The 13,777-nt window shown below is 63.6% G+C and carries 1 protein-coding gene and 1 pseudogene; both read right to left on the reverse strand.

Translation table 11 applies throughout. The features are described 5' to 3' along the window. Positions 1-116: 116 nt before the first annotated feature. On the reverse strand, positions 117-11,879 hold the full coding sequence (locus EAH78_RS13405; RefSeq protein ID WP_140667950.1) for a non-ribosomal peptide synthetase: 11,763 nt from the start codon (positions 11,877-11,879) through the stop codon (positions 117-119). 86 nt (positions 11,880-11,965) lie between these two features. Continuing rightward, positions 11,966-13,705: pseudogene (locus EAH78_RS33325) on the reverse strand (amino acid adenylation domain-containing protein); the annotation flags it as partial. Positions 13,706-13,777 lie beyond the last annotated feature (72 nt).

Consider the following 13,777-nt stretch of genomic DNA (forward strand, 5'->3'; position numbering starts at 1 on the left):
GAGGGAGCTTGCTCCCGCTGGGTCGCGAAGCGGCCCCCTCGTCAGCCAAAAAGACGGGGACTGCTGCGCAGTCCAGCGGGAGCAAGCTCCCTCGCCACAGGTTTATCGTCGTTGCTTCAAGCAAGGGTCAAACGGTGTTCCAGCAGGTCTTCCAGCTCATCAAGCAACTCGTCACCGCGCAGCAGTTCGTAATGCCCGCCGGCCAACAGGCGATCTACGCCGTGGCTGCCGACCTGCGCCTCGAACACCCGGCGCTCATCGTCGCGCTCGGCTACCCACCAGCGATGCGCCGAAGCCTGAATCGCCGGCAGTTGCCGATGCGCCAGCGCCAGTTGCTTGAGGCGTGAACCCGTCGCGAAAATCTGCGTGAGTTCCCCCGCGCCCAATGCAGCTTTTTCATTGGAGCCGTGCAGGGCCGCCTCGATCACCGCGCTGGAACCTTCGCGTTCATTCAAGTCAGCGGCTTTCAGCGCGATCAATGCCTGCGCCTCATCGGCCGGCAACCCGAGCACAAACGTCAGGAAGTCGCCCAGATCCTCACGCCAGTCCCCCGCCTCTGCGGTGCCCGCCACATAACTGTCTACCAGCCCGGCAAACGCAACCGTTTCACCCTGGGATTCCAGTTCGTGTGCGACCAGTTGCGTCAACGCACCGCCCAACGACCATCCCAGCAAGTAATACGGGCCCTTGACCTGCTGGCCGCGAATCCGCTGCGCATAGGCTTGCGCCATGGCCAGCAGTGATTCGTCCTGCCACTGCGGATCAAGCAACATGCGGCATTGCACGCCATACACCGTGCGCCGTCCTTCCAGACGTCGCGCCAGCGGCTCGTAGTCGAACACCGTGCCGAAACCGGCGTGCAGGCAAAACAATGCCGGCACATTCGGGATTCGCGCATTCAGCGCCAGCAAGGGGTCCGGCGCAGAGGCCGGTTCGGCAGCCTGATAACCACTGAGCTCAGCGATGCACGGTTTCTGCATCAGATCCCGCAGCTTCAATTCGAAGCCCAATTGTGGCTGGCTGCGCACCCGCGAAATCACTTTCAGCACCTGCAACGAATCGCCGCCGAGTTCAAAGAAGTTGTCGTCGATGCCCACTTGCGGCACGCCAAGCACCTCTTGCCAGATCGCGGTCAGCGCCGTTTCCAGGGCGTTGCGCGGCGCACGATAGCCGCCAAACGCCCATTCCGGCGTTGGCAGTGCGCGACGATCCAGCTTGCCGTTGGCCGACAGCGGGAAACGTTCCAGCACCATGATCCGCGCCGGCACCATGTAATCCGGCAGTTGCGCTTGCAGTTCAGACTTCACGCGACGATCCAGACCGACTGCGCCGACCGCCACCACGTAACCGACCAATTGCTTGCCGGTCGGCGTGTCGTGGACCACCACGGCAGCATCCTGTACACCAACACACTCACGCAGACGCGCTTCGATCTCGCCCGGTTCGATACGGAAACCACGGATCTTCACTTGCTGGTCGAGCCGCCCCAAATAGTCGATCAACCCGCACTCACGCTGGCGCACCAAGTCGCCGGTGCGGTACATGCGACCACCGGCGTCGAACGGATCGGGGATGAAACGCTCGGCGCTCATGCCCGGACGCTGGTGGTAACCGCGCGCCAGGCATTCGCCGCCCAAATACAGCTCGCCGCTGACGCCGACCGGCAACGGATTGAGGTCGGCATCCAGCACGTACACACCACGCCCGGCCACGCCGCGTCCAATCGGCGCGTACGCCGCGTCGCAGGTTTCGCTGGCCTCGGCACGCCACAACAGCGGCGTGACCACGGTTTCAGTCGGGCCGTAGCCATTGACCAGACGCTGCGCACGCAAGGCGCGTTTGACCTGCTCGAAACTGGCGTCCGGTACCGCGTCACCACCAAAGCAATACACCTCGACCGCTGGCGGATTGCCTAGATGTTCGGCGACTTCGGCCATCTGCTGCAGGTACGCCGGCGGGAAGCAGGCGACGGTAACGGCATGACGATGCAGCACGTCCAGGGTCTGTTCCGGGGTCCACACATTGTCCTCGCGAATCACCAGACTGCCGCCGGCCAACAGCACACTCAGCCAACGTTCCTGAGCCCCGTCGAAGGCGAACGACATGAAGTGCAACTCACGGCTGCGCGGTGCCAGTTCGTAGAGTTCGATGATGCCGCGGCAATGCCGGGCAATCGGCCCGCGTTCTACGGCCACGCTTTTCGGTTGGCCGGTGGAGCCGGAGGTGTAGATCAGGTACGCCAGATGCCCCGGCAACGGATTGGAAACCGGGCACGCCACGTTATCGGCGATGCACAACTGATCGAGCAGCAGGCGTGGCGGGCTATCCGCCAACGGCAGCCGTTCGCCCAGATCACTGTCACAGAGCAACAGACTGGCGGCCGAATCGCTCAACATATAAGTCAGGCGTTCGGCCGGGTAGGCCAGGTCCAAAGGCAGGTAAGCCGCCCCCGCTTTCAGCACCGCGAGGAACGCCACGATGGTGCGCTCGGAACGCGGCAACGCTACCGCCACCAGACTTTCCGCGCCGATGCCCCGGTCGATCAATTGTTGCGCCAGCCCATTCGCCTGCGCCTCAAGCTCGGCGTAGCTGACTTGCCGATCCTCACAGATCAAGGCGATTTTCTGCGGCTGCGTCTGTACGTGCTGATTGAACGCATGCAGCACATCGGCGCTGTCGGTCGACGCTTGCGGCAGGCTGATGCGCGATTCAGGCAGGCCAATGTTGCCGAGCAGACACGTCGCGTCCTCCGGCAACGCACGCAGCAACCCTTCAAGCTGCGCACGAATTCGCTCTACTTCCACGTCACTGAAGCGGTCCCGCAGGAACAGGTATTCGACTTCCAGGCCTTCTTCGTTGGCACTGACCATCAAGTCCATCGGGAAGTTGGTCACGCCACCGCTGCCAACCTCGGCAAAACGCAATTCACCTTCCTCGCCCCCGCGCAATGCACGGTCTACCGGATGGTTTTCGAACACGATGATGCTGTCGAACAAGCCCTGGCCACCCTGCCCGGCCCAGCGCTGAATGTCCGACAACGGCGTGTGTTCGTAGTCGCGGACCATCAGGTTGTAGTCCTGCAACTCGCGCAACCACTCGCCCAGCGGCTGTTGCGGGTCGAGGGTCTGGATCACCGGCAAGGTGTTGATGAACAGGCCGAGCATGTCTTGCGCCCCGGCCAACCCGGTCGGACGCCCCGCCACCGTGGCGCCGAACGCGACGCTGCGCTGGCCGCTATGGCGTTGCAACAGCAACAACCACGCGCCTTGCATCAACGTGTTCAGCGTCACCCGTTGACGCTTGGCAAAGGTGTGCAGTTTGCGCGTCGCTTCGCTGTCGAGGTTGCTGTACATCACGCCGTGACCAGAGCCAGCAGCACCGGACGCCTTGGCCAGAATGGTCGGTTCTTCGAGCAATGCCAGGCGCTCGCGCCAGAAGCCTTCAGCCTGCGCACCGTCCTGACGTTGCAGCCAGGCGATGTAATCGGCGTAGCGACCGGTCAGGTTCGGTAACGTGTCGTGGTGATACAGGCGCAACATGTCGCCCAACAGACGCGAGGCGCTCCAGCCGTCCAGCAGCAAGTGGTGGTAAATCCAGACCATCTGGTAACGGTCATCACCGAGGCGCACCAGGATGAAACGCATCAGCGGCGGGCAGCTCAGGTCGAAACCCTTGGCCTGTTCCGCTGCCGCCAGGTCCTTCAATGCCTGCTCAGTGTCGCTACGTTCACGCCAGTCGAGTTCATCAATCGGCAACTCAACGTCGGCGAACACCGCTTGCAGCGGATCGGCCAAGCCATCACGCCAGCGGAACGCTGCACGCAGCACTTCGTGACGCTCGACCAGGGCCTGCCAGGCCGCGCGGAAACGCGGCACCTGCAAACCGTCCACCGCCACGCTCAACTGGTTGACGTAAGGGTTGAGCTCCGGTGAATCGAGGCAATGGAACAACATGCCTTGCTGCATCGGCGACAGCGGATACAAGTCTTGCAGGCCTTCACGGGCGGCAATGTCGATGTGCGGCACCAGCGCAAACGCCGGGACTGTCGGCGCTTCAACCCACTTCGCTTCACGACTGCTGGCCACTGTGGCCAACGCGCGGATGGTCTGTTGTTCGAACAGTTGCTTCGGACTGAACACCAATCCGCGCTGCCCGGCACGGCTCACCGCTTGCAACGAGATGATCGAATCCCCGCCCAGTTCAAAGAAGTTTTCGGTGACGCCCACCGATTCCAGCCCCAGCAGTTCCTGCCAGATCTCCACCAGCAGCGCTTCGGCCGGCGACGCGGCGGCGACATGATCGTGCTGCTGCCGAGTGGCCTCAGGCGCTGGCAGCCCTTGACGATCAAGCTTGCCGTTCGGCGTCAGTGGCAACGCGGCCAGGCACATCAAATGCGCCGGCAGCATGTGCGCCGGCAGGCGGCTGCGCAGATGAGCCGTCAGCGCTTCACGCAGGTCCTGCTCATCGGCGAGCGGATCGCGCGGCACCACGTAACCGACCAATTGGCGGCTGACCGGGCCGTCGCGGTCGATCACGATGGCTTCACGCACGCCTTCATGTTCAAGCAGGCAGGCCTCGATTTCGCCAAGTTCGATGCGGAACCCGCGGATCTTCACTTGCTGATCGATCCGGCCGAGGTACTCAACCACGCCATCGGCACGGAACCGCGCGAGGTCACCACTGCGGTACAAGCGCGCACCCGGTACGAACGGATCCGGTACGAAACGTTCAGCCGTCAAATCGGGTCGTTGATGATAACCACGGGCGACGCCCTCGCCGCCCAGGTACAACTCGCCCGCGACGCCGACCGGCAACGGCTGCAAACCACCGTCCAGAATGTAGGCGCTGCGATTGCCGACCGGCCGGCCGATCGGCATGAACGCCGAGTCGAATTCGGTATCCGGGTACGCCAGCCAGATCAGCGGCGTGATCACCGTTTCGGTCGGGCCATAACCGTTGATCAGGCGTTTCGGTTGCAGCACCTGTTGCACTTCGTCGAAGGCATGTTTGGCCATGCCCTCACCGCACGGGGTGTAGGAACGGATCGGCAGATCACGCCCCGCTTCGCCCATGAAATCGGCGATCTGCGCCAGGTAGCTCGGGGTGAAGCAGGCGATGGTGATGCCGTGTTTTTCGATCTCGGCGCAGGTGCGTTCGACACTCCACAACTCATCGTCACGGGGCATCACCGCCGAACCGAACACCAGCGGTGTCAGCCAGCGTTCGTGGGCGCCGTCGAAGCTGATCGAGGCGAATTGCAGCTCGCGGTCGTCCGGGGTCATGCCATACAACTCACCAATCGACAGGCAATGCATGGCCAGCGGACCGTGGGCCACGCTGACGCCTTTCGGCCGCCCGGTGGAGCCCGAGGTGTAAATCAGGTAGGCGAGGTTTTCGCCGCAGGTCAGGTTGAGCGGGTTGGTTTCGGCCATCGATTCCAGCGGTTCGCGGTCGACTTCCAGCACTGGCAGACCTGGCGGCAACGGCAGTTTTTCACGCAGCCATGATTGGCTGATCAGCAGCGCAATGCCGCTGTCTTCCATCAGGTAGCGCAGGCGTTCGGCCGGGTACGTCGGGTCCAGCGGCACGTAAGCGCCGCCGGCCTTGAGGATCGCCAGCAAGCCGATGATCATTGCAGGCTTTCGCTGCATCGCCAGGCCGACCCGCACTTCCGGGCCGATGCCCAGTGCACGCAGGCGATGGGCCAGTTGGTTGGCGCGACGGTTGAGCTGGTCGAAGCTCAGTTCCAGGTCGTTGAAGATCAACGCCGTGGCGTCCGGGCGAATAACCGCCTGGGCCTCGATCAATTGGTGCACGCACAGCGGATTTTCCGTGGCGGTGAACGCGGGGTTCCACTCGACCAATTGCTGCGCACGTTCCGGCGCGGTCAGCAGGTCAAGTTCACTCAATGCTGACTGAGGTGCGGCGACCATCGCCGCCAGCAACGCGGCCAGATGCTCGCTCATGCGGGCAATGGCTTCGCCACTGAAGTGGCTGCACTGGTAGCTCCAGTTCAGGCTCAACTGGCGTTCGGCAGTGGCCGCCAGGGTCAGCGGGAAGTTGGTGCGTTCATGGTTCTGCGCGATCGTGAAGCTCAACCCGGCCGGAGCGCCCTGTTGCAGCGCTTCGGCCACCGGGAAGTTTTCGAACACCAGCAGGCTGTCGAACAGCGGCTCGCCGGCACGTCCGGCCCAGCGCTGAATGTCGCCCAATGCGGTGAATTCATGCTCACGCAATTCGAGGTTGTGCGCCTGCAAACGGCTCAACCACTGGCCGACACTTTCAAGCGCATCCGGCGTGCTGATCACCGGCAAGGTGTTGATGAACAGCCCGAGTTGGCTTTCGGCCCCCGGCAAATCCACCGGCCGCCCCGCCACGGTCGCACCGAACGCCACGCTGCGCTGGCCGCTGTAGCGTTGCAACAGCAGCGCCCACGCGCCTTGCACCAAGGTGTTGAGCGTGACTTTCTGTTGGCGGGCGAATTCGCTGAAGCGTTGGCTGGTGGCAACATCGAACGTCTGGCGATGGTCGCCGAAGGCTGCCGTCGACAGGTGTTTACCGCCGCCATGGGCCAGGCTCTGCGCCAACAGCGTCGGGTTGTCGAGGTGGGCCAGTTGCTCGCGCCAGAACAGTTCATCGGCCTGTGCGTCCTGACGTTGCAGCCAGCCGATGTAATCGGCAAAACGCCCGGTTGGCGCCTGCACGTCTTGCCCGGCATACCGCTGCAGGACTTCGCTCAACAGCAGCGAGTTACTCCAGCCATCCAGCAACAAGTGATGGTGGGTGTAGATCAGTTGCTGGCGGTCATCGTCGAGTCGCACCAGGGTCAAGCGCATCAACGGCGCCCGGGTCGAGTCGAGTTGCAGGCGTTCGCTGTTGACCAGTTGCGCCAGTGCTTCGGCCTGATCGCTGCGGCCGCGCCAGTCGAGGCAGGTCATCGGCAAGTGCAGATGACGATGGACCAACTGCACCGGCGCTTCGAAACCCTCCGGGAAGTGGAAACTGCTGCGCAGGATCGGATGGGTGTCGAGCACCGCTTGCCACGCGCGGCCCAGTGGTTCGGCACCGAGGCCACGGGCTTCGACGCTGAGCTGGTTCACGTACGCGCCAGACTCCGCCTCATACAAGCTATGGAACAACAAACCGGCCTGCATCGGCGACAGCGGATACAGGTCCTCGATCTGCGCCGGCGGCACCGGCAGGCCATCGAGTTGTGCCTGAGTCAGGCGCGCCAACGGGAAGTCCGCCGGGGTCACGCCACCCGCGCCATCGCTCAGGCAATGAGCGATCAGCGCCAGCAATTCATGTCGGAAATCTGCAGCCAGCGCTTCGATTTCCCGCAGGTCGAAGCATTCGCGGCTGAAGGTCCAGTCAAGTTTAAGCTCACCGCCATAGACCTGACCGTCCACCGACAGCCAGTTCGGCAACGGTGCGTCGGCCGATTGCGCGGCACCGCTGGATTCGCGGGCCGGGGTGAACAACGCGTCCTCGGCGAAGCTCTGGTCGAACTGGCCGAGGTAGTTGAACGTCACCCGCGCCTGCGGCAACGCGGCCAATGCCGCTTGGGTCGACGCATCGCCCATGTAGCGCAACAGGCCATAGCCCATGCCTTTACCGGGGATCTCGCGCAGTTGCTGCTTGATTGCCTTGATCGAACCCGCCAGGTCGGCGGTCGGCGTCAGGCGCACCGGGAACAGGCTGGAGAACCAGCCAACGGTGCGGGTCAGGTCGACGTCGTCGAACAGTTCTTCGCGGCCATGGCCTTCGAGCTGAATCAACGCCGATTCGTCACCGGTCCAGCGGCTGAGGGTGCGGGCCAGGGCGGTCAGCAGCAGGTCGTTGACTTGCGTGCGGTAGGTCGCGGGCGCCTGTTGCAGCAATTGCCGAGTCTGCTCACGGTCCAGACCGATGCTGACGCCCTGGCGCAGATGCCCGGCCTGACTGGCGTGAGCATTGGCTGCCGGCAACGAATCATTTGCCACGCTCAGCTGCGCCTGCCACCAGGCCAGTTCGCCGGTGGCGGCTTCGGAGCGTGCGTAGGCGTCGAGTTTCTCGGCCCATGCCTGGAAAGCGCTGGTCTTTGGCGGCAGCGCTTGCCCAAGGTAGGCGGCCTGCAAATCTTCGAGTAACACCCGCCAGGACACACCGTCCACCGCCAAGTGGTGGATCACCAAGAGCAAACGCTGGGAGCCATCGGCTTGGGCGATCAACGCCACGCGCAGCAATGGACCGTCTTGCAAACTGAGGCTGCGTTGCGCTTCATCGCACACCGATTCCAGCGAAGCATCGCTGGCCACGCGAGCGGTCCAGAGCATGTCGATCACATCGGCGCTGTCGGCCCCGACATAACGCGCCGACCATTGGCCGTCGACCTGACTGAAGCGCAAACGCAGCGCATCGTGTTGCTTGAGCAGGCGTTGCAGCACGGCTTGCAGGCGCGGCAATTCGAGGGTTTCGCGCGGCGTCAGCAACACGGCCTGGTTCCAGTGCGCGCGTTGCGGGATGGGTTCGGCGAAAAACCAGCGCTGGATCGGCGTGAGTGTTTGCACCCCGTCCACCGGCCCTTGTTGCGCCAGCGGTGCGGCTTGCTCTTTGACCACAGCGGCCAGCGCTTGCAAGGTCTGCTGCTGGAACAGGTCACGCGGTTGCAGGCTCAGGCCTGCACGGCGCGCGCGGCTGACCACTTGAATCGAGATGATCGAGTCGCCACCCAGTTCGAAGAAGTTGTCCTGACGCCCGACCTGTTCCACGCCCAACACGTCCTGCCAGATCTGCGCCAGCACCTGTTCGTGCGCGCTGTGCGGCGCTTCGAAGGCGCGTTGGCTGACTTGCGCGGTGGGCGCGGGCAGGCGTTTGCGCTCGAGTTTGCCGTTGGGGCTCAGGGGCATGTGTTCGATCAGCACGGTCTGCGCCGGCACCATGTAATCCGGCAGGCAGGCGAGCAGATGGCTTTTCAGGGTTTCGCGCCAGGCGCCTTGTTGCTCGGCAGTGGCCTCCAGCAGTGCGCGATCCTGCGGCACGAGGTACGCGACCAATTGCTTGCCGCTCGGACCGTCGAGGGCCAGCACCACGGCTTCCTGCACGTCAGCATGCTCTTGCAGGCGCGCTTCGATTTCGCCCAGTTCGATGCGCAAACCGCGAATCTTCACTTGATGGTCGATGCGGCCGCAGTAATCGATGGCGCCGTCCGCGCGATAACGCGCCAGGTCGCCGGTGCGGTACAGGCGCTCGCCGCTGCCGAATGGATCAACCACAAAACGCTCGGCGGTCAGCGCGCCACGACGGTGATAACCGCGCGCCAGGCCGACGCCACCGAGGTACAACTCGCCCACCGCGCCCAGCGGCAACGGTTGCAGTTCGCTGTCGAGGATGCAGGTATGCAGGTTGGCGATCGGGCGACCAATCGGCACGCTGTCGCGGCCTACTTCCACGCAGGCCCAATGGGTCACGTCGATGGCCGCTTCGGTCGGGCCATAGAGGTTGTAGAGATTGGCTTGCGGCAGGCTGCGCAAGGTCTGGCGTTGCAGCTCCATCGGCAGCGCTTCACCGCTGCAAATGATCCGTGTCAGCGAGGTACAGGCCAATGATTCGTCGGCGCTGATGAACGCGGAGAGCATCGACGGCACGAAGTGCAGCGTGGTGATCGCCTGCTCGACGATCAACGCAGCGAGGCGTTGCGGATCGCGATGCTCGCCCGGTGCGGCAATCACCAGCGTGGCGCCTTTCATCAACGGCCAGAAAAACTCCCACACTGACACGTCGAAACTGAACGGTGTTTTTTGCAGCACGCGGTCGGTTGGCAGCAGGTTGTACGCTTGCTGCATCCACTCCAGACGGTTATGCAACGCCACATGGCGGTTGCCTGCGCCTTTGGGTTTGCCGGTGGAACCGGAGGTGTAGATCACGTAGGCGAGGTTTTCGGCGACAGCGAGGTTGGGCAAATCGGAACCTGGCAAGTCGCTCAGCCAATCGGCCTCGGCATGCAGGCACAAAGTGCGCACGTTGTTCGGGGTCGGCAGTTGCGCTAGCAAGTGTTCCTGAGTCAGCAACAGCGAAATGCCGCTGTCCTCGATCATGTAGCTCAGACGATCAATCGGGTACTCCGGGTCCAGCGGCACATACGCGCCACCGGCCTTGAGAATCGCCATCAGGCCGACAACCATTTCAAACGAACGCTCGCAGGCAATCCCGACGATGACCTCCGGGCCGACCCCCTGAGCGCGTAGATGATGGGCCAGGCGGTTGGCGCGCAGGTTCAGTTCGGCGTAACTCAGGGTCTGGCCCTGAAACACCAGCGCCGTCGCCGCAGCGTTTTCAGCCACACGTTCTTCGAAATGGCGTTGTACGCAGACTTCGCCCGGATAGGCCTGAGCGGTGTCGTTGAGGTCATCGAGGATGCGCAGACGCTCGTCGGCGTCCAGCAGCGGCAACTCGGCGAGTGGGCATTGCGGGTTTGCCAGCACGCCGGCCAACAGGTTGCGCCAATGACGGGCCAAATCCTTGATGCGCTCGGCGTCGAACAGATCGGTGGCATACGTCAGGCTGGCGAACAGTTGGTCGCCCTCCTCCTGCGTGTCCAGTTGCAGGTCGAATTGGGTGGTGTGCGCCGTGGCGTTGAGCGCTTCGACACGCAGCCCGGCGAGCAAGCCGCTGACCGCTGCCGGTTTGGCTTGCTGGTGGTTGAACATCACCTGGAACAGCGGGCTGTGGCTGAGGCTGCGCTCACCTTGCAGCGCTTGCACCAAACGCTCGAACGGCACGTCCTGATAGTCTTGGGCGTCCAGCGAGGCGGTGCGGGTCTGGTCGAGCAATTGGCTGAACGGCAGACGTCCGTCCAGTTCCGCGCGCATCACTTGAGTGTTGACGAAGAAGCCGATCAGGCCACGGGTTTCTGCGCGGTTACGGTTGGCAATCGGCACGCCGACGCGCACGTCGGACTGACCGCTGTAGCGAAAGAGCAAAGCCTGGAAGCTCGCCAGCAACAACATGAACGGCGTGACGCCGCGCTGTTTGGCCAAGGTCATCAGGCCGCTGGCCAGGGTTGCATCGAGGGCGAGATCCAGACGCGCGCCGCGCTGGCTCGGTTGTGCCGGACGTGGGCGATCGGTCGGCAATTCCAGCAGCGGTTGTTCGCTGCCCAGCGTGTTGCGCCACCAATTGAGCTGACGCTCCAGTTCACCCGCTTCCATCCAGCGACGTTGCCACAGCGCGTAATCGGAATACTGGATCGGCAGCGGCTCCAGCGCTGCATTTTGCCCTTGGCAATGCGCGGCGTAGAGCCGGGAGAATTCCTCCACCAACACACCCATCGACCAGCCATCGGTGACGATGTGGTGCAGCGTCAGCAACAGCACGTGATCTTCGGCATCCAGTTGCAACAGGCTGACCCGCAACAGCGGCCCGTGCTGTAGATCAAATGGGCGAGCGATGTCCTGTTCGACGCTTTTCAGCGCGAGATCGAGGCGATGTTTCTGAGGTTCGCCGCGCAGATCGATGTGTTCGATCGCCAGCGATGTGAACTCGGCCAGCGTCTTAACGACTTGACCGTCATCCTCGACAAACTGGCTGCGCAGGCTTTGATGGCGCTCCAGCAACACGTCAAAACTCTGCTGCAACGCCGCGAGATTCAGCCGCCCGTGCAAGCGCAACGACGCCGGGATGTTGTACGCAGAACTGTGCGGATCAAGCTGCCAGAGGAACCATTGGCGCTGCTGCGCGTACGACAGTTCGAAGCGGGTTTGCGCCTCGGCAGCCGGCGGGATCGGCAGTTGGCCGAAGCTCACGCCCTGCTCTTGCATGCGGCTCAGAAACTCGCGGCGCTTGTCGGCAGGCAGGCCGGCGAAACGGCTGGCGATACGCTGGGCAGTGGTGTGTTCCATCAGTTGATCTCCATCTCGTCGAGAAGCGACTCAAGCGCATCAAGACGTGCATCGTTGTCAGCCGGGGCGTGTTGCCCGGCCATGGCGGCATAAGCCTGCAGGTCGGTGGATTCGAACAGCGCGCGCAGCGGCAGCTCGATGCCCAGTTCCAGTTCCACACGGGCACTGGCCTGGGCGGCGAGCAGCGAGTGCCCGCCCAATTCAAAGAAGTTGTCGCGCCGGCCGATCTGCGCCACGCCCAACACGTCGGCCCAGATCGCCGACAGTTGCTGTTCGAGGGCGCCTTCGGGGGCTTCGAACGGGCGCTGCCAGTCCTCGGCATCCGGCACTGGCAAGGCCTTGCGGTCGAGCTTGCCGTTGCCGGTCAGTGGCAAGGCGTCGAGCAGCAACCAATGGCTCGGCACCATGTAATCCGGCAGATCGACCTTGAGCGCAGTGCGCAGATGATCACGCCAGGCGATCGGGTCGTGCGGGGTGTGCTCGGCCACGACGTAGGCGCACAACTGCGGTCCGCCGTCGCCGTTGTGGACGTTTAAGACCGCTTGACGCACGCCCGGTTGGGCCAGCAGCGCCGCTTCGATTTCGCCGAGTTCGATGCGGAAACCGCGAATCTTCACTTGCTGGTCGATGCGGCCGAGGTAGTCGATGCTGCCATCGCCACGCTGGCGCGCCAGGTCGCCGCTGCGATAGAGCCGCTGCGAGGCATCGAACGGGCTTGGCACAAAGCGCTCGGCGGTCAGCCCGAAACGCCCGTGATAACCGCGCGCCAGACCGGCACCCGCGATGTACAACTCACCCGCGACACCCACCGGGACTGGCCGTAGCTGGCTGTCGAGCAAGTACCAGCGCAGGTCGCGGATCGGCAGGCCAATCGGGCTCTGGGCCTTGCCGTCCAGGTCAGCCAGACGAATCGCGCGGTAGGTCACGTGCACCGTGGTTTCGGTGATGCCATACATGTTGACCAGGGTGGTTTGCTGGTCGCCGAAGCGTTCGAACCAGAGTCGCAGGCTCGCGACGTCGAGGGCCTCACCGCCGAAGATCACCTGACGCAGGGCCAAGCTGCGAGGGCTGGCGCAGGCAATCGGCAACAGTTGGCGGAACGCGCTCGGGGTCTGGTTCAGCACCGTCACGCCTTCATCGCAGAGCAAGCGGTGAAACGCTTGCGGTTCGCGGCTGATGTCCTGCGGCGCGATCACCAGGCGTCCGCCGGTGCACAGCGCGCCAAACAGCTCCCACACCGAGAAGTCGAAGGCGTAGGAATGGAACAGCGTCCAGACATCGTGCGGGCCGAAGTTGAACTCGGCGGTGGTGGCGGTCAGCAGACGCCCGACGTTGGCATGGCTGAGCAATGCGCCTTTCGGCCGCCCCGTGGAGCCGGAGGTGTAGATCACGTACGCGAGGTTGTCCGGGGTCGCCAGCGCCGGCAGGTTTTCGTCGCTGAAGGCTTCATGCTCCAGCGATTCCAGGCTCAGCACCTGCACGCCATCGAGTGAGGGCAAACCGTCGATCAAATGTTGTTGGGTCAACAGCAGCGTGATGCCGCTGTCTTCGATCATGTAGCTCAGGCGCTCGGCCGGGTAGTGCGGATCGAGCGGCACGTAGGCGCCGCCGGCCTTGAGAATCGCCAGCAAGCCGACCACCAGCGGTATTGCCCGCTCAGTGGCGATGCCGACGCGCACTTCCGGGCCGACGCCCTGCTCTCGCAGTTTGTATGCCAGTCGATTGGCCTGGCCGTTGAGCGCGGCGTAGGTCAGTTGCTCGCCTGCGCAGACCAGTGCAACGGCGTTCGGCTGTTGCGCAGCCTGAGCTTCGAACATCTGGTGCAAGGTCGGCGACAAGGGTTGCGCCGCGAATGCCGGGTTCCAGTGCTGGATCAACGCGTCAGATTGCGGCGCGCG

The sequence above is a fragment of the Pseudomonas arsenicoxydans genome, assembly GCF_006438915.1.
GTDB classification, from domain to species: Bacteria; Pseudomonadota; Gammaproteobacteria; order Pseudomonadales; family Pseudomonadaceae; genus Aquipseudomonas; species Aquipseudomonas arsenicoxydans_A.

What these genes read in the sequence shown, in the direction of transcription:
- EAH78_RS13405 (WP_140667950.1), bottom strand. Translation starts at nt 11,879, where the DNA reads ATGGAACACACCACTGCCCAGCGTATCGCCAGCCGTTTCGCCGGCCTG.